Raw genomic sequence first — 22,204 nt, 5'->3', positions numbered from 1 at the left:
GTCTGTGAAGGTAACCTTTAAAGGTTCTATGAAGCCTCACATGGACTTCCGTGACATCGTACACGCGACTCAAGCACAAATGCTGAAGAAGTTCGGTGGCGAAAACGTATTCCAGGGTCGTGTAATCGAAGTACAAATTGGTACTCTGCTTGCTGACCAGGCTTTCACCTTTACTGACTGGACTGCAGAAATGAAAGCGAAAGCTTCCATCTGTATTTCTACTGACGACACGCTGATCCAGTCTCTGGAACTGGCTAAGTCCCGTATCCAGATCATGATCAACAAAGGTATGGAAAACGAAGCGGGTATGCTGCAAGGTCTGATCGATCTGGCTGACAAGCGTATTGCTGAAGTGACATCCGGCGAAGCACCTGCTCTGGCTCCGGACGACAACGCTAACTACTATGCTGAGCTTGTAGTTGATCTGGACGTAATCGATGAACCAATGATTGCTGACCCAGACGTAAACAACGAAGATGTCTCTAAGCGTTACACCCACGATGTTATCCGTCCTGCTTCATACTATGATGGCCGTAAGGTAGATCTGGGCTTCGTTGGTTCTTGTATGGTTCACAAAGGCGATATGCAGATCATCGCTGCGATGCTGCGTAACCTGGAGAAGAAAGGTCCTATTACCTTTAAAGCGCCACTGGTTGTTGCGCCACCGACTTACAACATCGTTGACGAACTGAAAGCAGAAGGCGACTGGGAATTGCTGGAGAAATTCGCCGGCTTCGAATTCTCTGACGAGAATCCAAAAGAAGCAGCGCGTACCAAGTACGAAAATATTATGTACCTGGAGCGCCCTGGATGTAACCTGTGTATGGGTAACCAGGAAAAAGCAGAAGCGGGTGACACCGTGCTGGCTACTTCTACCCGTCTGTTCCAGGGCCGTGTTGTAGAAGATACTGCAGAGAAGAAAGGTGAGTCTCTGCTGGGCTCTACTCCAATGGTTGTACTGTCTTGTGTCCTGGGTCGCTTCCCGACTCTGGAAGAGTACAAAGAAGCGGTTGAGGGTATTAACCTGACTACTTTCGCTCCACCGAGTGAAGACTTGAGTGTTGCGCCTACAGCTATCCCAGCTGCACGTATCTAATTACTGATAACGTGACTAACAAAAAGCCCTGATTATTCAGGGCTTTTTTTGTTTACGGGTTAGCTTGTTTATTCTGAACAAAGCTATTTAAATCATCCTAAGCCGTTCTTTCGCCGAACCTACCGCAGCATCAACACTACTCCAGTCGTGGCCCTGTGCCTGATACGGGTTGTGTACCAGCCATTACTATTACCAGCACAGCAATATGCTGGCAGATTGCTTTAACACTGTAGGTATCTGCAGGAAGTGATGTCAGAGCTACTTTAAGCCCCGTCTTTCCCAGTATTCAGATAGATCAGGATTCTTCTTGCGCGCCTGTGGAGAGGCCTTCATTTGGACTAATCGATCATGTTGCCCATAGCGTTAAATCTCTTCTTTGACCAGACTTATTGTTCTGGCATCAGCCAGTGACGCTGCTTGCCCTGTTGTGAGACTCTAAGCAACAGATCAGTGATCCAAAAACATTTGTCCAGCAGGGATTGCTGAACAGGCATAAAAAAATTCGATGTTGCTATCAACATCGAATTTTCTATCAAGCCCTCTATCGCTCAAATGCTTAAGTGAACACTATTGCACCAACAGGCGGTTTTTATCAGGCTATTTAACGGCTATGCAGTAGCGATAACGTTTGAAGCTGCATCCTGATAAGTCTTGATCTGATCGAAATTCAGGTAGCGGTAAACATCTTCAGCCATGCTGTCGATCTTTAACGCGTACTCCATATACTCAGCAACTGTAGGTATTTTGCCGGTCAGAGCTGCTACAGCAGCCAGTTCAGCAGAAGACAGGTAAACGTTAGCGCCAGTACCTAAACGGTTAGGGAAGTTACGGGTAGAAGTAGAAACAACGGTAGTGTTGTCGCCTACACGTGCCTGGTTACCCATACATAGAGAACAGCCTGGCATCTCCATACGCGCGCCTGCTTTTCCGAAGATGTTGTAGTAACCCTCTTCAGTCAGCTGTGCTGCGTCCATCTTAGTCGGTGGAGCGATCCACAGACGGGTTGGCGTAGTAGTGCCGGCGGCTTCAAGTAGCTTGCCTGCAGCGCGGAAGTGGCCAATGTTGGTCATACAAGAACCGATGAATACTTCATCGATCTGTGTGCCTGCAACGTCAGTCAGCAGCTTAACGTCATCCGGATCGTTAGGGCAGGCCAGGATTGGCTCCTTGACATCATCCAGATCGATTTCGATAACGGCGGCATAATCTGCATCAGCATCGCCTTCCATTAGCTCAGGGTTAGCCATCCATTCCTGCATACCAACGATACGACGCTCGATAGTACGTGGGTCACCATAACCTTCCGCGATCATCCACTTAAGCATGGTGATGTTTGAGCTTAGGTATTCTTTAATTGGTGCTTCGTTCAGTTTGATTGAACAGGCAGCAGCTGAACGTTCAGCAGCCGAATCAGACAGTTCAAATGCTTGCTCGACTTTCAGGTCAGGCAGGCCCTCGATTTCAAGGATTCGACCGGAGAAGATATTCGTTTTACCAGCTTTAGCAACGGTCAACAGACCCTGCTTGATAGCGTAGTAAGGAATAGCGTTAACCAGGTCGCGAAGAGTAATACCGGGCTGAAGCTTATCGCCTTTGAAGCGAACCAGAACAGACTCAGGCATATCCAGAGGCATAACGCCGGTAGCTGCTGCGAAAGCAACCAGGCCAGAACCTGCAGGGAAAGAGATCCCGATTGGGAAACGGGTGTGAGAGTCACCACCGGTACCAACAGTATCTGGTAGCAGCATGCGGTTCAGCCAAGAGTGGATTACACCGTCACCAGGGCGCAGAGATACACCGCCACGGTTCATGATGAAATCTGGCAGAGTATGATGAGTGTTTACATCAATAGGCTTTGGATAAGCAGCAGTGTGGCAGAAAGACTGCATCGTCAGGTCAGCAGAGAAGCCAAGGCAAGCCAGGTCTTTCAGTTCGTCACGGGTCATAGGACCAGTAGTATCCTGAGAGCCAACAGTCGTCATCTTAGGTTCGCAGTATGTACCAGGGCGAACACCTTCGATACCACAAGCTTTACCAATCATCTTTTGAGCAAGAGAGTAGCCTTTGCCAGTGTCAGTAGGTTGATCGGGCTTACGGAACAGCTCAGTAGGGCTTAAACCCAGCGCTTCACGTGCACGGTCAGTCAGGCCTCGGCCGATGATCAGAGGGATGCGGCCGCCGGCGCGTACTTCGTCATACAGCACTGGCGTTTTCAGGCTGAATTCGCTCAGTACTTCGCCAGTTTCAGCGTTTTTAGCAACACCTTCATATGGGTAAACGTCTATAACGTCACCCATGTTCATTTTCTCAACATCCATTTCGATAGGCAGGGCGCCTGCATCTTCCATGGTGTTAAAGAAAATAGGTGCAATCTTATTACCGAAGCAATATCCGCCAGCACGCTTGTTTGGCACGTTCGGGATATCATCACCGAAGAACCACAGAACCGAGTTAGTTGCTGATTTACGTGAAGAGCCGGTACCTACAACATCACCTACGTACGCAACAGGGTATCCTTTAGCTTTAACCTCTTCGATTAGCTTCAGCGGGCCTACAGAGCCCTGCGTCTCAGGAACAATTCCATCACGAGCCATCTTCAGCATCGCATTAGCGTGCAGTGGGATGTCTGGACGGGTGAAAGCATCCGGAGCGGGAGACAGGTCATCAGTATTTGTTTCACCGGTTACTTTGAATACAGTAACGGTGATCTTCTCAGCAATTTCAGGCTTAGCAGTAAACCACTCGGCATTAGCCCATGATTCAAGAACTTGTTTAGCGTGGAGGTTACCTGCGTCAGATTTCTCTTTAACGTCATGGAATGCATCAAACATCAATAGCGTGTGAGACAGTGCTTTAGCTGCGGTAGGTGCCAGAGCATCGACATCCAGAGCTGCAATCAGTGGCTGGATATTGTAACCGCCGAGCATAGTGCCCAATAATTCTACCGCTCTTACATTATCAATCAGTGGGGATGAGGCTTCGCCTTTAGCAATAGCGGCAAGGAAACCAGCTTTTACATAAGCAGCTTGGTCAACACCAGCAGGAACACGATTTTCCAGCAGGTCCAGGATAAATGCTTCTTCGCCAGCCGGCGGATTTTTCAATAGTTCAACTAGAGAGGCTGTCTGATCAGCATCCAATGGTTTAGCTGGCACGCCTTCTTGGGCGCGTCTTTCTGCATGTTCACGGTAAGCTACAAGCACAATACACCCCTCATTGGTTATCTATGTCCGGCGAGATACAGATGAACTACAGCCCGACTATCAATCAGTATAGGCATTCCGATCTTGAAATGGCAGGTGAGCTTTAGCCTAAATGGCCTCAAAAGTTAATATTTTCAGACCCTTTACCTGCTAATGCTAGCCTGCCTAGGCTAGGTGATAATTCTACTTTTTCTATGGGTTTTCATACGTTTGTATAATTTCGCCTATATGATGCAGATCAACGTTATACCTCGATTGAGGTGCAACCGATAACAATATGGGTATGATGCGATTTCATTACTTAAAATGTGTAGTGTTTCATTTCTCAAACACACGTTTATATATTATCTTTTGTTGCTAGCTATGTTATTCCGGTTATTGACGTATTCGACGGATGAGAGAAAAACTTAAGTAGTAGAGGTCGGGCTTGTGAATTCACCTATTTGGGCAGCTGTTTCTGGCTGGGAACTGAATGCAGAACTTGAGGGGCTAAACGCCCTCAATATTGAGACTCTTTTTACCGCACTTGAAGGTAAGGGGCTGATCTATGATGGGCCTCACAAGTCCGTACTGCTTCATCACTTCAATCGCTTGGTTGCGTCTACATCTAATAACCTCCGCAGCCACGTTCAGCGGGTGTACCTTTCTGTTCTTTGTCATGATGGTGTCGAGCTCACGGGAGCGTTGATGGATCTGTTTCTGACTCTAGACGGGCGAGGCCTTGCGTTAAGGCAGCGTTTGCTTGATCAGGGTGCTCCGCTACTTAACCCTGATGACTTGGAATTGTTCAAAGCTGTTTTGGATGATGGTGACAACTCCAGGCTGCTATCGCTGAATTCTCAGAAATCTGTTCTGTGCAATGGCTGTTTTTCGCTGCATTGATCAATTAGTAAAACTGACTTAAACAGGGCGGGAATAGTCGTGGGAGTATCTCATATCAAACTAAGCAAACGTGCAGCAAGCAAAGTTATCAAGCTGGGTGTCGTTGGCTTTGAGCTGCAATCCAAATCAGCGATTGATCTGTTCTTTATGCAGCATCAGGAGGCATACCGTATGGTACCGACTGAACAGGCTGAAGTCTTGATCATCGATATGGAGCACCCTGCGGTTAAACCCGTTATTGAACAATACAAAGCCAGTCGTCCGATCATTGCTGTTACTGCGACCGAAAACTCGTTTGATGGTTTTGAAACATTAAGTAAGCCTTTGGAAGGCAAGCGGCTTATTAAAGCGATTAAGCAGGCTGTTGAAAAATTTGTACCGGCTAAAAAAGATATGAACAGCTCTCCCAGCCTAAGTAATGAAGGGGAGAAAGCGTTTCAAGAATATCAAAAGCGTGTTGCAGCGGGTCGTCAGGCAATGTCTGATTACAGCTCTTTAACGACTGATCGGGATGAGCTTTCTCAGCAGGTACGCCAGCGTTTTCAGCTGAATGACACAAATTCAGCTCCCTCAGAATCCCCAGTGGTGCCACCTGAAGCTGTTGTTAAAAAAACAGGTGCTCAGAAACCTGTCGTAGCGCCGTCTAAATTAGAGGCTATTAAGGTAGCGACGCCAGCACCGCAGAAAACACCCGAAAAGAAGCCCCAGGACGTCAGAGCTAAGCTATCCTATCAAATGGTATATGAGTGCTGTGGTAATGCCCCTGATGTGAATATGCATGAGCCAGATCAGCGTCGCCGAGTATTTTTCAAAGATGATTCAACCTTGCTGGCTATCCTTCAGGAAGTGATTGCTGAGGGCGAGGCTCAGAAAGTGCCCGTTGAGATTACCGGTTTACCCGGCACTCTTGCGTATCTGCCAGAGCAGAAGAACTTTTTATTCGATTTTAGTGAAGAGCTGTTAGTGCCTCTGGCGCTGACACGTTTTGGTTATCAGGAGTTAACGCTGAAGGTGCGTCCTGATCTGGATGCTGATCGTCCTAGTGTAGCGGGCTCAACGGTGACAGTTGTCGATAGTGACGAGCTAATGTGGAAGCTCGCGCTCTGGACTTCAAAAGGTCGCTTGAACCGTAGTATTGACCCTGAAAAACCTCTGCGGCTGTCAAAGAAACTTGATTTTAATCAATTGCTTGCTATTCCTCATGCGACGACTATAGGTAGTTTATGGGGGCGGCATAGTTTGTCTGCTCTGGAAGTGGTCAAGGTACTGAAAATTCATCAGCGTTACGTTTTTTCTTTTATGACTGCGGCCAATGCTGTGGGCGCATTTAAATAAGTTGTGGTGTAGTTAGAGTCCTAAATGTTGATTCGTAGATATTTTGTGAATCATGGGGGCGTAAGATAATTTATGAAGGTATACGGAGAATAGTAGGTGGGAGATTTTAATCAGGACTCCATTCGTTATATCGCTATAACTCCTAGCGGTGCTTTTTTTGCAACACTGAATTCGACCCCGGATGACGCGCGGGCGATGTTGCTGCAATTGCTATCGACCGATTTTGAACTGTTGTACTCCCTTGAGCTTGTTTCTGAACTGGCGGATCTGGATGAAGTGCAGGCAATGGGGTTATTTCAGCAGTTATTAGACAGGGGCTTTGTCTGTCTTACAGAGACGCTGCCTGAAATTAAGCGAGGGCCCTTAGAAGACACTCTGCCTGATCTGTTAATGCAGTTGTCTGATAGTGGTAAAGCATTGCTCGCAGACGATCAGGGCTTCTGTCTTTCTTCTACAGGCTACCCATCAGAGCAGGCCGAAACGTTGGCAGCACTGGCAGCAGATCTGATATCACTGCAAGAGCGTCATCAGAAAGTTATAACTAACGACCTTGAGCTGGCTGGCGACTCCTGGGGCATTATGAATGCTGCAGGGCAGAGTCAGGTGGGCTTCTGGGTTGTTCATATTGGTCATCAGCGTTTTAGTCTGGTGATCTCGGATATGCCAAGACTTAATCAGCAGGCATTTGCTGAATTACTGAGTTGTTTGGCACGTCGTTATCTCGATTATTAATTTTTTGATTCTAAATAGCTCCCATAAAGGGAGACATTACCGAAGGAGTGTTCTATGCGTTCTGAGATGCTTACCTCAATTTTGAGTGATCTCAACGGTACATCAGCTGATATCGAAGCCTCTGCAGTTATCTCTACAGATGGTCTTATGATTGCGGCGTTGTTGCCATCTAGTATGGATGAAGACCGTGTTGGTGCGATGAGTGCTGCCATGCTTTCTCTAGGTGAGCGTACAGCTAAAGAGCTGGCTCGCGGAGAACTTGAGCAGGTACTGGTTAAAGGTGATGAGGGATATATCCTGATGACCCATGCAAACCAGGATTCAGTGCTGACTGTTGTTGCAAAGCCAAATGCGCGTCTGGGTTTGATTTTCCTGGATGTTAAGCGTGCGGCAGAGGCGATCGGTAAGATCCTTTAATCGTTAACGTAGGTTGCTGATTATTGTTAAAGCAGTCATTGACTGAGCAATAAGTGGTTTCCGAACGAAGAAGGCTTGAAGTATGTCTGAGCAAGACACAGGTGAAGTTCGTAACGTCGAAATAAAGTATTTTGATGGTACTGCGCGTACGGCGGCTATTACAGACAGGGAAGTTCCATACCCTGATGGCAAGTTGATCGTGTCACGTACTGATCCGCAGGGGATTATAACCCATGCGAATCAGGCATTTATCGACATGTCCGGATACAGTGAAGAAGAATTGATCGGTATTAACCATTATATTCTACGCCACCCTGATATGCCGGCAATAGCTTTTAAGGGGCTCTGGGATACGATCGATCAGGGCACAAAGTGGAATGGTTACGTTAAAAATTTACGAAAAGATGGCGCCTATTACTGGGTAAAGGCCACGGTTATTCCAAATATTCGTAATGGAAAACTGGTGGGCTATACCTCAGTCCGACGCAAGCCCTCACGAAGTAAGATCGAAGAGAGTGAAGCACTGTATAAAACTTTGTTGGCTGAGGAGTGACTGCCATGACTTTCAATTTGACGGTCAGCCCTGATTTTGCGCCTGACCATATCTCTGGATGGTATTTTTTTAATACCTGGCTTCAGCGTCAACTGGAAACAGGTATTCATCTGGAGCTGTATGATAGTTTTGAAGCGCAGCGTAATGATATTCGCGCTGATAAATTCGATCTTATCTATGCTAACCCATACGATGCGTCTATGTTGGTCCGTGAACTTGGCTTTCAAGCGATAGCGCGGCCTGCCAGTAAATCAGACGAGACGGTGATTGCGGTTAACGCTGAGTCCGGTTTTCAAACGGTTGAGGATCTTAAAGCAGGTGCACGGATAGCAACAACAGATGATCCTGATGTTCATACTATGGGTATGATCATGCTGGAATCTGCTGATCTGGATAAAAGTAATACAGAGATAAAAGAGCATAGCAGTTATATTGTTGTAGCGAAGAATTTGCTCAATGGTGGCGCGGATGCTGGTTTCTTTCTAAAAGAAGCCTACGATGAGATGTCTGATCTGATTCGCTCTAAAATGCGGGTGTTGGTTAGTAGCCAGATTAGTGTTGTGCATCACTCTTTGCTGGTCGGGCCACGAATGGCCGAGTATATTCCCGCTATTCAGCAGGCTATGCTGACTATGCAGGATAACGAAAAAGGTAAGAGTGTGCTGGAGAGTATGGACGTCAGCCACTGGGAGCCGATGGACTCGGAGCAAACCGAGTTTATGATCGATTTGATTGATACTCTTATCGATTGAGAATACGCCCCGAAAGGGGCGTTTTTTTTGTCTGAATTTTTAAAGTTCAATCCCCTGTTATTTCCTCTTAATAGTACGAGAGCCTTCTCTGCTAGCATCAGTTTCTCGCTCTTTTATAGACGCTATTTCTTATAAGCTTTTCTGCCTAGTCTTAGGGGTCCTAAGAGGCATGTCCTCAAGTATCTGTTTGTTTGTACTATAGATATATATAAAAATTAGTTAACAGATGGTCTAGTTATCTTGTACTGTTGCCACCTGAATAAGCCCAGATAAGTCAGGTTAATGCTCTAATCAGAGCATTAACCTCACTTTTTTGAGGTTCCAAAATGAAAACAATTGTAATCGTAGGAGGTGGTGCTGGTGGTCTTGAGCTGGCGACACGGTTGGGTCATAAGCTAGGTAAAAAGAAGCGAGCTCAAATTATTCTGATTGATCGTAATCGTCAGCATATATGGAAGCCATTACTCCATGAAATCGCAACGGGCTCGCTGGATATAAACAGCGATGGCGTAATCTATCGTGCTCACGCAGCGGTTCACCATTATCAGTTTCAATTAGGTGCAATGATTGGGTTAGATAACGCTAGTAAGGTTATACGTTTACAGTCACTGCATGATGATGATGGTAAAGAGGTGCTGCCAGAAAGGGAGATTGCTTACGATACTCTGGTCATGGCAGTAGGAAGTGTGAGTAATGATTTTGGCACTCCAGGCGTTGCTGAGCACAGCTACTTCCTTGACTCTCATCACCAGGCAGAGCGTTTTCACATGGCTTTGCTAAATCAGTTTTTGCGCATCAACCAAAAGTCTACCGAAGCAGAGCTGCGTTTAGCTATCGTTGGCGGTGGTGCTACCGGTGTTGAGTTGGCCGCTGAGCTTAATCATGTTGCGGATCTGTTGAAGGTCTACGGTATGCCGGATATGTCGGCTAAAAGGCTTAAAATCGATCTGATTGAAGCGGGCCCCAGGATTTTGCCCGCTTTACCTCAGCGGATTGCAGCAGCTGCTAAGAAAGAGCTGAATATCCTGGGTATTACCATTCATGAAAATGTACGGGTAACCAGCGCCGACGAAAGTAGTTTTATTACACTGGATGGTGATCCAATCAAGGCTGACCTTAAGGTTTGGGCGGCAGGGGTTAAAGCGCCAGATTTTATAGAAGCGATTGGTTTGTTTGAGACGAACAGAAACGGGCAGATAGTCGTAAAGCCAAGTTTGTTAAGTACGGTTGATGATTCTATCTTTGTGATTGGTGATTGTTGTGCATGCGAACAGCCGGATGGTAGCTGGGTACCGCCTCGGGCACAGTCGGCGCATCAGATGGCGAGCCTGGTATATAAGAATATCCTTATGACAGAGCAGGGTAAGCCGTTACAGGAGTACTTGTATAAAGATCATGGCTCACTGGTGAATTTAAGCCGCTACAGCACGGTGGGGAGTCTGATGGGAAATCTGACCAAAGGATCGATGTTTATTGAGGGGCGAATGGCCCGATTGGTTTATGTCTCTTTGTACCGTATGCACCAGATAGCCATTCACGGCTGGGTGAAAGCGTCAGCTGTGTATTTTGCACAAAAAATCGGCAGCAGCGTTAAGCCTAAGATGAAACTCCACTAGTTTCGCCAGTAAAGCGTCTTTTATTGGACGTAAAAAAACCGGGCTATTGCCCGGTTTTTTAATATTCTTTATACCTTGTTTTGGGTATTAAGAATTAAGTGAAGCTAAAGCGTTATTCAAGGTTTCACTTGGACGCATAACTTTCTTCACTCGATCGCGTGTAGCGTGGTAGTAACCACCTAACTCTGCAGGTGTACCCTGTACAGCGCTTAACTCAGCAACAATCTTAGCTTCGTTGTCAGTAAGCGTTTTTGCCAGTGGAGCGAAGATAGCTGCCAGTTCAGGGTTTTCGGTCTGACCTGCAACTTCCTGTGCCCAGTACATGCCAAGATAGAAGTGGCTACCCCGGTTATCCAGTTCACCAGTTTTACGAGACGGAGACTGGTTGTTTTCAAGCAGAGTGCCGGTCGCTTTATCAAGGCATTTAGCCAGGACTGAAGCGCGACCGTTATCTTCTTTGATACCCATCTCTTCTAGAGATACCGCTAGTGCCAGGAATTCACCCAGAGAGTCCCAGCGAAGGTGGTTCTCTTCTTCCACCTGCTGAACATGCTTAGGTGCAGAACCGCCAGCACCAGTCTCGTACATACCGCCGCCCTTAAGCATAGGTACAACAGATAGCATCTTAGCAGAGGTACCCAGCTCAAGAATTGGGAACAGGTCAGTCAGGTAGTCACGTAGTACGTTACCGGTTACGGAGATAGTATCGTTGCCACGGATCAGGCGATCCATAGTGAAACGGATTGCCTGGCTGTAGGACTTAATAGAGATGTCCAGACCGTCAGTATCGTGATCTTTCAGATACTCTTTAACTTTCTTGGATAGCTCAAGATCGTGAGCACGCTCTTGATCCAGCCAGAAAATAGCAGGGGTGTCAGACTGACGTGCACGAGTCACGGCCAGCTTAACCCAGTCACGGACAGGCTCATCTTTGGTTTGGCATGCGCGCCAGATATCACCTTTCTCAACATCGTGCTGAGTCAGTATAGTGCCGTCAGCAGCAACAACGCGCATTACGCCGTCTTCAGTCTCAAACGTTTTGTCGTGAGAACCGTATTCTTCAGCTTTCTTAGCCATCAGGCCAACGTTTGGTACGGTACCAATGGTAGTCGGATCAAATGCACCGTTGGTTTTACAGAAATTAATCATGTCCTGATAGATACGTGCGTAGGTTCTTTCTGGCATTACCGCTTTAGTATCTTTAGGTCGGCCATCCGGGCCCCACATCTTACCGCCGTTACGGATCATTGCTGGCATAGATGCGTCAACGATTACGTCGGAAGGTACGTGAAGGTTAGTGATGCCTTTAACGGAATCAACCATCGCCATTTCAGGGCGGTGCTCGTGGCAGGCGTGAATCGCTTCTTCGATCTCTTCGCGCTTAGAGCGAGGCAGATTAGCGATTTTGTCGTAAACACTGCCGATACCGTTATTCGGGTTAACTTCCAACTCTTCAAACAGATCTGCGTATTTTTCAAATAACTCTTTGTAGAAAACAGTAACCGCGTGGCCGAATACGATCGGGTGGGATACCTTCATCATGGTCGCTTTAACGTGCAGAGACCACATGACGCCAGTTTCCTGTGCATCGTTTAGGGATTCTTCAAAAAAATCACGTAGTGCTTTGCAGCTCATACGCATGCTGTCTAGAATTTCGGCTTTTTCAAGGCTCAATTCTTTCTTAACAGTAACGTCGCCATTAGGTGCTACGAATTCGATACGTACATCGCCAGCTTCTTCCATTGTGAAAGATTGCTCGCTAGAGAAAAAGTCGCCATCGCGCATGTAATCGGCATGGGTACGGGATGCTTTGCTCCACTTACCCATAGAGTGGGGGAATTTACGAGCGAAGGCTTTTACTGCACCTGGTGCGCGGCGATCAGAGTTACCTTCACGCAGTACAGGGTTTACAGCAGAACCCAGAATTTTGGAGTAGCGGGCCTGGATCGCTTGCTCTGCATCAGACTTAGGTGCTTCAGGGTAAGTAGGGATATCGTAACCCTGAGATTGTAGCTCTTCGATACAAGCTCTCAGCTGGGGAATAGAAGCAGAGATATTTGGTAGTTTAACAATGTTGGCATGTGGGTCCTGGGTCAGTTTACCCAGAAAGCTCAGGCCATCTTCAACTTTTTGATCGTCGGTAAGATTGTCGGGGAAAGTTGACAGTACACGGCCTGCCAGAGATATGTCGCTGATCTTAACGTCGATGCCTGCTGCGCCGGTAAATGTTCTAACTATCGGTAGAAAAGAACATGTAGCCAGTGATGGAGCTTCGTCGGTAAGGGTCCAGTAAATAGTTTGATTAGTTGTAGTCATTTCATCCCCTTTGTATTTTTGGCTGATAAGCCAGAGGCTTAACAGAGCAGCTTGTGGCTGTCTGTCACATCTTTGCGTAAGCCTTTCTAATTTTTTATTCCGCGGTGCATTATACGTTATAAATTTACCAATACTGAAGTATTAAGACGGACTCAGATGTGAACTATCGACTAAAAGATAGTGTGCTGTAGTATTATTACCGCACTGCAGCATAGAAAGTTAGTGATTCTGTGTTGCCAGATAATAAAAAAGAGACCCGAAGGTCTCTTTTTTCAAGGCTTTACTCAACTTAGCGAGTTGGCAAAACATCTTTTAATCTGGCATGCATATCGAGTAAGGTTTTCTCAGTAGTATCCCAGTCAATGCAAGCGTCGGTGATAGAAACACCATACTGGAGATCGGCAGGGTCAGCAGTCATCTTCTGATTGCCCCAACCCAGGTTAGATTCAACCATAAGACCAATAATAGATTTATTACCATCCATAATCTGATGAGTGACATTTTCCATTACCAGTGGCTGCAATGCCGGGTCTTTATTGGAATTTGCATGGCTGCAATCGATCATCAGGTTGTTCTTTAAGCCGGCTTTATCAAGCGCCTGCTCACACAGAGCAACATTCACAGAATCATAGTTAGGCTTACCGTTACCGCCGCGCAGTACTACATGGCCGTATTCATTGCCTTTAGTACGCACGATGGAACATTGGCCTTCTTCGTTAATACCGAGAAAATTGTGCGGATGGGAAACAGATTCCAAAGCGTTGATCGCAACGGTAAGGCCACCATCAGTGCCATTTTTGAAGCCAACAGCTCCAGAAAGACCGCTGGACATCTCGCGGTGTGTCTGTGACTCAGTCGTACGTGCACCAATAGCCGACCAGGATATAAGGTCTTGCAGATACTGAGGTGAGATTGGGTCTAGTGCTTCTGTCGCTAGCGGCAATCCGGCTTCTGAAAGTTGTATCAGTAGTTCACGGCCTATATGTAAACCCTCTTCGATCTCAAAAGAGTCATTCATATGCGGGTCGTTGATCAGGCCTTTCCAGCCAACGGTGGTACGGGGCTTCTCAAAATAGACGCGCATTACCAGATAGAGAGTGTCCTGTACTTGCTCAGCAAGCTGTTTAAGCTTGTGGCCATATTCGATTGCGGCTTTGGTGTCATGGATAGAGCAGGGGCCCACCACCACAAACAAGCGCTTATCTTCACCCTTTATAATATCCTTTATTACCTGGCGGCCTTCCATAACAGTAGCCGTTGCAGATTCAGACAGGGGAAGCTTAGTTTTTAGCTGGTCAGGTGTGACCAGAACCGTATTACTCTCAATATTGAGGTTTTCGACTCGGTTATCAGACATCTCAATTTCCTAAAGTGCACAGCCTTTACTCTGTACACCCGTTAGCGCGTTCGTAAAGGAGGTACTTTGTAACATATTCAGAGGAAAGGTTTAAGTGCTGAGCAAACTGATCAGATGATACAATCGTCTTAAAGCTATTGATCTTTTATATTCTTTAAGGTTATTAAGATATATAGATAAGTTTGTTTGATCGTTTTTTGCATCGTTTATCGAACTCCTCCGATAGATTGCTGTCCATAAAGCTGTCCGATATTGCTTATAATTTAAGGGGTTACCGTGCCTGTAGTTTTACATCGTCTAACAGTTTCTATGATAGCAGTGCTGGTGTTAGCACTGCTGCAGTTCAGCTTGCCCGCGAGGGCGGGGCTGTTTGATAACGCCAACCCTTTTTCTTCTCAGGATGGGCCTCTTCAGGTTGAGCAGGCATTTGTCTTTGATTCTGAGCAGAATGGCGGCAGTGTCAAACTGATCTGGACGATTCCGGATGACTATTATCTTTATCGTGACAAAATTGAGCTAAGTTACGGGCCAGAAATTAATGAATTAAGTCGTGATTATTCTCAGGCTACTCAGAAACAAGACCCTCTGTTTGGTCAGGTCTGGGTTTTCCATAATCAGGCCGTAGTGAATGTCGACCTCACAAGTACCACTGGCCAACCAGTCGACTCCGTGGTCACTATTAATTACCAGGGCTGCTGGGACGGAGGAATATGCTACCCGCCGGTAACCAAGACCATCAATCTGAGTCAGGTACCGCTACAAACTCAGTCCGTTAGCGCCACAAGCACACCCCAAAATGATTCTAGGGTGATTCCTGCGCAGGCTAGTCAGCTCGCTTCAACCCAACTCAGTGAACAAGATCGATTTGCTGCGCTTATTTCGGGTAGTAGTTTGTTGCTGACACTTGGCGCTTTCTTTGTCGCTGGCCTCGCGTTAGCGCTAACACCCTGTGTGTTCCCGATGATTCCGATTCTCTCCAGTATTATTGCGGGACACGGGCATAAAACCACAGCGGCACACGGTTTCATGTTGTCGCTGGTTTACGTATTAGCGGTATCGCTGACCTATACCGTTGCGGGTGTCATTGCTGGATTGTTCGGTGAAAACTTACAAGCAGCGTTTCAGAATGCTTGGATTATTAGCGTCTTCAGCTTGATTTTTGTTCTGCTTTCGCTATCGATGTTCGGCTTCTATGAGCTGCAGCTGCCCTCAGGTTTACAGAGCCGTTTAAATAACCTCAGCAGTAGCCAGAAAGGCGGCACTGTGATGGGTGTCGCGATAATGGGTTTCTTGTCAGCATTGATTGTAGGGCCCTGCATGGCCGCTCCTCTGGCGGGTGCGCTTATCTACATCGGTCAGAGTGGTGACCCATTATTGGGTGGCGCAGCGCTGTTTAGTCTGAGTATCGGTATGGGAGTGCCGCTGTTGGTGATTGGCGCATCTGCGGGTAAGTTATTACCTAAAGCCGGTGCCTGGATGGAAAGTGTTAAAGCGGGCTTCGGTGTCATGCTGTTGTTGTTGGCTGTGTGGATGCTGGATAGGGTTATTGCCGATAATATCGCGTTACTACTTTACGCCGTGATACTGCTGGTGGCGGCTGTGCATATGAAGGCGCTGGACAGGTTAAAAGATAAAGCCGTCGGCTGGAGTTATTTCTGGAAGGGGATAGGCGTCGTATTACTGCTCTATGGAGGCATTCTGTTTATTGGTGGTTTGACGGGTGGGAAAAGCCTGTTACAGCCGTTGAAAGGCTTTGCTGGGGGCGGTCAGGTTCAGGCCTCTTCAGAAATGAGTTTTGCCAGAGTTACCAGTAAGCAACAACTCGATCTATTGCTTGACGAAGCGAAGTCAAAACAACAACCCGTGATGCTGGATTTCTACGCCGATTGGTGTATTTCCTGCGTTGAGCTGGATTATGTCACTTTTGCCGATAGCGCAGTGCAGGCTGGGCTAAGTGGATTCTCACGAATTAAGGTAGATGTGACAGCTAATGATGAGGCGGCAAAAGAGTTAAATCGCCTTTACAGTGTCATCGGCCCACCCGCGCTGATCTTTTACGATCGGGCGGGTGAATTACAACCCAACATGACTTTGATCGGGGTAATAGACCCACAAGTATTTGTAAACCATATCGCTGTACTGAATTGATAGGGAGTGCTGTACTGAGTTAATACAAGTACAGCAAAGCAGGTTTATAGCGCCTCCCTAAAAATAATAAAAAGTCTATGGAGGACTCTATGAAAAAGATCTTACTTGCTGCGACAGCAATCTGTTTAACCTGCGGACCGGTATTGGCTGCTGATCCTGATACTGGGAAAGAGCTATACGATGAAGTGCAGATTGAGCGCACCTATCAGGGGGAGCATCGCACTGATATTGACTGCGAAACTTGCCATGACACTGACTTTTTTTCTCGAAGCGATCGAAAAGCAACAACCTACGCTAAGCTTGAAGCGATGGTTGAAGGCTGTAATACCAACCTAGATGTTGGTTGGTTTCCGGAGGACGTAGCCGATGTGGCGGCCTATATGAATAGGGAGTTTTATCAGCTGCCCGCGCCGGAATAAACTCAGGATTCATTCAATAAAAAAGGCTGATGCGTTAAGCATCAGCCTTTTTTGTGTCAACCAGTTGTTATTGACTCGATAGCTTATTGCTCACTATCGGAAAGGCTTTCTCTAGCCGTTAACAACTAGCGGCTGCCTTTAAGAAAATGTCATCTCTGGTACTTCGTCAGGAACAACCAGCTTGCCTTCAGTCTTAGAAATGATCTCTTCAACTGAAACGCCTGGAGCGCGTTCTTTCAGGTGAAAAGCACCATCTTTTATTTCCATATAGGCAAGGTCAGTTAGTACCTTTTTGATGCAGCCAGAACCGGTTAGGGGCAGGGAGCATTCTTTCAGCAGTTTGGATTCGCCGTGCTTTGATGCATGGGTCATGGTGACGATGATGTTGTCAGCACCGGCTACCAGGTCCATCGCGCCGCCCATCCCTTTGATCAGTTTGCCGGGAATCATCCAGGAAGCGATGTTGCCGTTAACATCAACTTCAAATGCGCCTAGCACTGTTAGGTCTACATGGCCGCCACGAATCATCGCAAACGACTCAGCAGATGAGAATATAGATGCGCCAGTCGCTGCAGTAACGGTTTGCTTACCCGCGTTGATCATATCTGCATCGATCTCATCTTCAGTAGGGAAAGGGCCCATTCCTAGCAAGCCGTTTTCTGATTGCAGCATTACTTCTATTCCGTCCGGAATATAGTTAGCCACCAACGTTGGGATACCAATACCCAGGTTAACGTAAAAACCGTCTTGTAGTTCGCGGGCAATACGCTGTGCTATCTGTTCACGTGAGAGTGCCATTGTCTTTCCTCTTCTTCCTGATAGCGCAAACTTAGCTGCTATCCGAAATTAAATATGTTTACCGGAGTGTCGTATCAGCCCTGACGCACAGTGCGCTGCTCAATACGCTTTTCGAAAGTGCCTTTAATTACACGATTGACGTAGATGCCAGGCGTGTGAATTTCGGCTGGGTTCAATTCACCAGGCTCGACAATTTCTTCAACTTCTACCACAGTGATCTTGCCAGCTGTCGCTGCCATCGGGTTGAAGTTTTGAGCGGTATCACGGTAAACCACATTGCCGTAAGTATCAGCTTTCCAGCCTTTTACAATGGCAAAATCTCCGGTAATGGACTCTTCCATAATGTATTTACGGTCATTGAATTCGCGAACTTCTTTACCATCACCGACGGGAGTGCCGTAACCAGTGGCAGTATAAAATGCTGGAATACCTGCACCACCAGCACGCATTTTCTCAGCCAGGGTGCCCTGAGGTGTTAGTTCAACCTCTAGCTCACCTGCTAACAACTGTTTTTCAAACAGCGCGTTTTCACCGACATAGGAAGAGATCATCTTTTTGACCTGACGATCTTCGAGAAGGATGCCCAGACCAAAGCCATCGACACCGCAGTTATTAGAGACAACGGTAAGGTCCTTGGTTTTCATTGTCTTGATCTGTGCGATCAAGTTTTCTGGGATACCACAAAGGCCAAAACCCCCGGCGATGACTGTCATGCCATCTTCAAGGCCCTCCATCGCTTCTTCATAGCTGTTTACAACTTTATTGAAACCTGACATCGGTGTAACTCCGCATTTTTGGTTTTTGTTATCTTAGATCCGCACTTTTTAGGCACTTTGAAAAATGGTATCCGGCTGGGACTATTCCGTTCCCGGAACACCGGATACCTGTTTCGCGAATAGGTTAAGTTTCTTATAGGTTGTATTATTTAGCAAATTTAATGATTTAAACTATTTATAAATTTTGTTTATATATAGGTTGGATATGATTAGTTGGATAACGCGAAATGGCCAATATTACCCTGAAGCAGTTGCGAGCTTTTGTCGCGGTTGCCCGAACACAGAGTTTTACTGAAGCTTGTGCTCAGGTACATCTGTCTCAGCCAGCGCTGAGTATTACCATTAAAAATCTTGAAGAAGAGGCGGGTGGCGCGTTATTCAGCCGAACTACCCGGGCGATTGCACTAACTCCTGAGGGTGAAGAGTTCTATCCGGTCGCACAAAAAATTATTCATGATTATGATGCAGCACTGGATGATCTGACGCAGCGTTTTGCGCTTAATCGTGGGCGCGTAGTACTCGCGGCGATGCCGTCATTCGCCAGTAGTTTACTGCCTAGTATTATCAGTGATTATCGCTCGCTTTATCCAAATGTCAGCGTAACAGTGAATGATGTTATCGCTGAGGACGTCGTAGATATGGTACGAAATGGTCAGGTTGAAGTGGGTATAACCTTCGATCCAGGCCGGTTTGATGATCTGAGTTTTACACCTTTATTTGATGATCGATTTGTTGCGGTTGTCTATCCTGATCATCCATTGGCTCTGCAAGAAACGGTTGCCTGGCAGGCGTTGTTAGATAATGACTTCATCGCACTGCAGCGACCCTCCAGTATTCGCTTATTGATCGAAGCTAAGTTGCGTCAATTGGGGTTGCAGGTATCACCTGAATTTGAAACGCATCAACTGGCGACTATCGGCCGAATGGTGGCTACCGGGTTGGGGGTGAGTGCCGTCCCTTCACTCTGTATTCAGCAGATGCGGGAGTTAGGCGCTATATGCCGTGAGCTTGATACGCCGGTTATGTCTCGCCCGGTAGGAATTCTAACCCGCAAACGTTATCCGCTCTCAAAAGCAGCGGTAAGTCTGGTTGATATTATTCAAGGGGCAGCCGCTGATCTGTCTGAGCGGATAAAACTTTAGCGTTTCAGTGAATGCTACAGATACAAAAAAGCCACCCTGTTAAAAGGTGGCTTAGTTGGTGGGCCAGTATTAAATTAGTGCTGCAATATCAGCGCGCGTAGTTGATATTGAATTCTTTAAATTGAGGAGTGCCTGATGTCTGCATCCACTCATACCCAACCATTTCTTTGGTTACAATATGAATTCCACAATGGCGCATTCGTTCAAGCGCCATCGCCTTATCAGCGGGGTTACGTGAAGAGACAGCATCGGATACAACAAATACTTCCCGTGCCTGCTGTTTAATTTGAATGGCTGTCTGCAAAACACAGACATGGGCTTCCATTCCTACAATGATTACCTGATTAGGGCGAAGGCTATTGATCTTCTCGTTACAGCCCGGGTCAGACATACAGGAGAAGTGAAGCTTTTCCATATAGCCGTCTTCAGGTAATACATCCCGCAGTTCCTTAACGGTCCGGCCTAAACCTTTCGGGTATTGCTCCGATGTTAAGACGGGTACTTTGGCGAGTTTCGCTACCTCTACTAACCAGCGTGCGTTGGCGACCACAGCTTCGGCTTCATGTATCGCTGGGGCCAGTTTTTCTTGTATATCAACAACCAGCAAACAAGATGAGTTTGGATAGATCAACATAAATATTCTCCAGCGAAAAGATACAAAATAGAGTAGTGAATAGTCGTACTGCAGGCGTTACTTTCACATGAATATTCATAAAGATAAACCCTTATTAAAACTTTGACCTTGGTTAAAACTCAAAGTTGGTTTTTGCTTATAGCGGGTTTAACAAGTAGTAAGAAGCTTAGCAAAGAGAGGGCCCCCATTAACGCAATCGTCACTGCCATGGTGGTCGGTGTGCCACTATGGTAATGCCCAACCAACATGCCCGTAGTGGCGGCAATCACTGACTGGGTGAAACCAAGCAGAGAAGAGGCTGTGCCGGTGATTTTAGGGAAAGGTATGAGCGCGCCTGCCATTGCCTGGGGCATTATCATACCGACACCTACCATATAGACGACCTGAGTTAACGCCGTTAGCCAGAGGTTGTGAAAGTTAAACAGGGCGGGTACGAGCATAGTGATTCCCGAGATAACGGCAAATAAGGCACCTCGCTTGATAACGCCATTAATACCCACGCGGGAGCCGATGCGCTGGGCAATGATAGTACCGGTTAAGAAGCCGCAGGAGGCGATAGCGTAGAAGATACCACTGTGTTCAGCCGGAAACCCAAAGTAGTCGATGATGACAAAAGGTGCACCTGAGAGAAAGGCGAATAAGCCGGAAAAAATGAAGCTACAGCTTAGCGTATAACCCATGAAGACAGGCTGCCTCAAGAGAGAGCCAAAGTTTTTCAGGATGGTCCAGGGGTTGAGTGAGTTACGGTTTTCAGCAGCCAGGGATTCGGGCACTTTAAACACAATCAGTATGAAGGCTAAAACGCCATAGATGGTGAGGAAGATAAAAGTTGAGGTCCATTCGAACCAGAGAATCATCCAGCCACCAATAATGGGGGCTACCACCGGCGCAAGCGCCATAATACTGCCCATCATTGAGAGAGCTTTCGCAGCATTAACGGGGCCATGAATATCACGCACCATTGTTCGGGCCAATACCTGTCCACCGCAAGCGCCAAGGGCTTGAAGGAAACGAAACACTATCAGTTCATCAATGGTGGTTGACTGAACGCAACCGATAGAACTAAAAATGAACAGTACCAGCCCGCCTAGCATGATGGGTTTGCGGCCAAAACGATCCGCCAAAGGGCCGTAGACTAATTGAGCGAAGGCAAAACCATAAAGATAGACTGAAAGCGTCACCTGTACTCGATCGATCGTCGTATCAAATACCCCGGTCAACCCTGGCAGGCTTGGCAGATACATGTCCGTCGACAGTGGCCCCAATGCAACGGCTGCTGCGAGAATGATAATGACTGAAATCGATTGAGGCTTAAACATCTTCTTCCTACAAACGGCCTTTCAGGTTATGAAGGCAGTTATTTTGACAAGACCAATTTAATTAGCATGTTAATTAAATTATAAGAAAATAGGAAGGCTTGAGTGCTGTTTCTGGCTTATCATCGAGCCAGAATACGTCTGGAGCGATGTGTGAAAATATGCGAGAGTTAGATCGTTATTCGTCTTAGCCAAATTAGACTACAAGTAAATGAGATACATGAATCATGTTAAAACCAATGCGAGGGGAGTGTCAGTGCGGTCAGGTGAAGTATGAACTGACAGCACCGGGATTCGTTGCCTATACCTGTCATTGCCGTGCCTGCCAAAAACTTTCGTCGAGTGCATTTAATATCTGTATGCAGGTACCGGCTGAAGCCCTGACTATCTCTCAGGGGAGCGCCGGTAGCAGAATTAGGGTTGCAGATTCGGGTAATGAACTGACAAGCTGGTTTTGTATAACCTGTGGCTCAGCATTGTTTGCACAGAATTCTGCTCGTCCCCGCATTAGAACTCTTTATGTAGGTACTCTCGATAATCCAGAGGCTGTTCAGGTAAGTGCGCATATCTGGATTAAGCGAAAGCTACCCTGGGTTATTCTGCCGCAAGAACATCGTATCTTTGACGGTGCAGGTGACTGGACCGAAGATTATGCAAGCGATATGAGTCGATATAAGCCTGAAGCGTCGCCTCGCGGTTGCTAGAATGAGCT

At 46.8% G+C, this 22,204-nt stretch carries 19 protein-coding genes; 12 read left to right on the top strand and 7 right to left on the bottom strand.

All coding sequences use genetic code 11. The features are described from left to right. On the top strand, positions 1-1,096 hold a 1,096-nt coding region (locus QZZ54_RS17350), incomplete at its 5' end, for an aconitase family protein (RefSeq protein WP_290704920.1). A gap of 608 nt (positions 1,097-1,704) precedes the next feature. Here QZZ54_RS17350 and acnB read toward each other — a convergent pair. Then, positions 1,705-4,299 carry a bifunctional aconitate hydratase 2/2-methylisocitrate dehydratase gene (gene acnB, locus QZZ54_RS17345; protein ID WP_290704917.1) on the bottom strand — a complete coding sequence of 865 codons (2,595 nt, stop codon included), beginning with the start codon at positions 4,297-4,299 and terminating at the stop codon, positions 1,705-1,707. 429 nt (positions 4,300-4,728) lie between these two features. On the opposite strand from acnB, the gene QZZ54_RS17340 reads away from it, so the two are divergent. From QZZ54_RS17340 to QZZ54_RS17310, 7 genes are all read left to right on the top strand, one after another. Further along, on the top strand, positions 4,729-5,181 hold the full coding sequence (locus tag QZZ54_RS17340; protein ID WP_290704915.1) for a hypothetical protein: 453 nt from the start codon (positions 4,729-4,731) through the stop codon (positions 5,179-5,181). Between the two features lie 39 nt (positions 5,182-5,220). After that, positions 5,221-6,516: a hypothetical protein gene (locus QZZ54_RS17335; protein ID WP_290704912.1), complete on the top strand. Its 1,296-nt coding sequence runs from the start codon at positions 5,221-5,223 to the stop codon at positions 6,514-6,516. 96 nt (positions 6,517-6,612) lie between these two features. Beyond that, complete coding sequence (locus QZZ54_RS17330) at positions 6,613-7,248, top strand: hypothetical protein (RefSeq protein ID WP_290704909.1); 636 nt, start codon at positions 6,613-6,615, stop codon at positions 7,246-7,248. A gap of 54 nt (positions 7,249-7,302) precedes the next feature. After that, a complete protein-coding gene (locus QZZ54_RS17325; protein WP_019622314.1) occupies positions 7,303-7,665 on the top strand; it encodes a roadblock/LC7 domain-containing protein in 363 nt (120 codons plus the stop codon). Positions 7,666-7,747: 82 nt separating this feature from the next. Further along, a complete protein-coding gene (locus tag QZZ54_RS17320) occupies positions 7,748-8,218 on the top strand; it encodes a PAS domain-containing protein (protein WP_290704900.1) in 471 nt (156 codons plus the stop codon). A gap of 5 nt (positions 8,219-8,223) precedes the next feature. Then, positions 8,224-8,970, top strand: a complete 747-nt coding sequence (locus tag QZZ54_RS17315; RefSeq protein ID WP_290704898.1) for a phosphate/phosphite/phosphonate ABC transporter substrate-binding protein — start codon at positions 8,224-8,226, stop codon at positions 8,968-8,970. Between the two features lie 326 nt (positions 8,971-9,296). Then, positions 9,297-10,586, top strand: coding sequence for an NAD(P)/FAD-dependent oxidoreductase (locus QZZ54_RS17310; protein ID WP_290704895.1), 1,290 nt, complete (start codon positions 9,297-9,299; stop codon positions 10,584-10,586). Between the two features lie 87 nt (positions 10,587-10,673). Here the strand turns inward: QZZ54_RS17310 and QZZ54_RS17305 are convergent, their stop codons facing one another. Next, a complete protein-coding gene (locus tag QZZ54_RS17305) occupies positions 10,674-12,902 on the bottom strand; it encodes an NADP-dependent isocitrate dehydrogenase (RefSeq protein WP_290704892.1) in 2,229 nt (742 codons plus the stop codon). A 289-nt stretch (positions 12,903-13,191) separates the two neighbouring features. Further along, positions 13,192-14,259, bottom strand: a complete 1,068-nt coding sequence (locus tag QZZ54_RS17300) for a 3-deoxy-7-phosphoheptulonate synthase (protein ID WP_290704890.1) — start codon at positions 14,257-14,259, stop codon at positions 13,192-13,194. A 276-nt stretch (positions 14,260-14,535) separates the two neighbouring features. Between QZZ54_RS17300 and dsbD the strand changes: the two genes are divergently transcribed. Together dsbD and QZZ54_RS17290 are read left to right on the top strand one after the other, a co-directional pair. Next, positions 14,536-16,407, top strand: a complete 1,872-nt coding sequence (dsbD, locus tag QZZ54_RS17295) for a protein-disulfide reductase DsbD (protein WP_290704887.1) — start codon at positions 14,536-14,538, stop codon at positions 16,405-16,407. Positions 16,408-16,496: 89 nt separating this feature from the next. Beyond that, the gene (locus QZZ54_RS17290; RefSeq protein ID WP_290704884.1) at positions 16,497-16,826 is read left to right on the top strand and encodes a hypothetical protein; all 330 of its coding nucleotides are present in this window, start codon (positions 16,497-16,499) and stop codon (positions 16,824-16,826) included. A 138-nt stretch (positions 16,827-16,964) separates the two neighbouring features. Here the strand turns inward: QZZ54_RS17290 and QZZ54_RS17285 are convergent, their stop codons facing one another. Both QZZ54_RS17285 and QZZ54_RS17280 read right to left on the bottom strand, forming a co-directional pair. Then, on the bottom strand, positions 16,965-17,624 hold the full coding sequence (locus QZZ54_RS17285) for a CoA transferase subunit B (protein ID WP_290704881.1): 660 nt from the start codon (positions 17,622-17,624) through the stop codon (positions 16,965-16,967). A 74-nt stretch (positions 17,625-17,698) separates the two neighbouring features. Continuing rightward, positions 17,699-18,400: a CoA transferase subunit A gene (locus tag QZZ54_RS17280; protein WP_290704878.1), complete on the bottom strand. Its 702-nt coding sequence runs from the start codon at positions 18,398-18,400 to the stop codon at positions 17,699-17,701. Positions 18,401-18,627: 227 nt separating this feature from the next. On the opposite strand from QZZ54_RS17280, the gene QZZ54_RS17275 reads away from it, so the two are divergent. Beyond that, positions 18,628-19,542 (top strand): LysR family transcriptional regulator, encoded by a 915-nt coding sequence (locus QZZ54_RS17275; RefSeq protein ID WP_290704875.1) that lies wholly within the window; start codon positions 18,628-18,630, stop codon positions 19,540-19,542. 88 nt (positions 19,543-19,630) lie between these two features. On the opposite strand, the gene QZZ54_RS17270 is transcribed toward QZZ54_RS17275, so the two are convergent. After that, positions 19,631-20,176 carry a hydrolase gene (locus QZZ54_RS17270; protein WP_290704872.1) on the bottom strand — a complete coding sequence of 182 codons (546 nt, stop codon included), beginning with the start codon at positions 20,174-20,176 and terminating at the stop codon, positions 19,631-19,633. A 119-nt stretch (positions 20,177-20,295) separates the two neighbouring features. Next, positions 20,296-21,495: a multidrug effflux MFS transporter gene (locus QZZ54_RS17265; protein ID WP_290704869.1), complete on the bottom strand. Its 1,200-nt coding sequence runs from the start codon at positions 21,493-21,495 to the stop codon at positions 20,296-20,298. A gap of 224 nt (positions 21,496-21,719) precedes the next feature. Here QZZ54_RS17265 and QZZ54_RS17260 point away from each other — a divergent pair, with 224 nt between their 5' ends. Then, positions 21,720-22,196 carry a GFA family protein gene (locus tag QZZ54_RS17260; protein ID WP_290704866.1) on the top strand — a complete coding sequence of 159 codons (477 nt, stop codon included), beginning with the start codon at positions 21,720-21,722 and terminating at the stop codon, positions 22,194-22,196. The last annotated feature ends 8 nt before the right edge of the window (positions 22,197-22,204 follow it).

The organism is Amphritea sp. (assembly GCF_016744155.1).
Classification (GTDB): domain Bacteria; phylum Pseudomonadota; class Gammaproteobacteria; order Pseudomonadales; family Balneatricaceae; genus Amphritea.
Note: the sequence above shows the minus strand (reverse complement) of the source record. Positions and strands in the feature narration are given on the sequence as shown.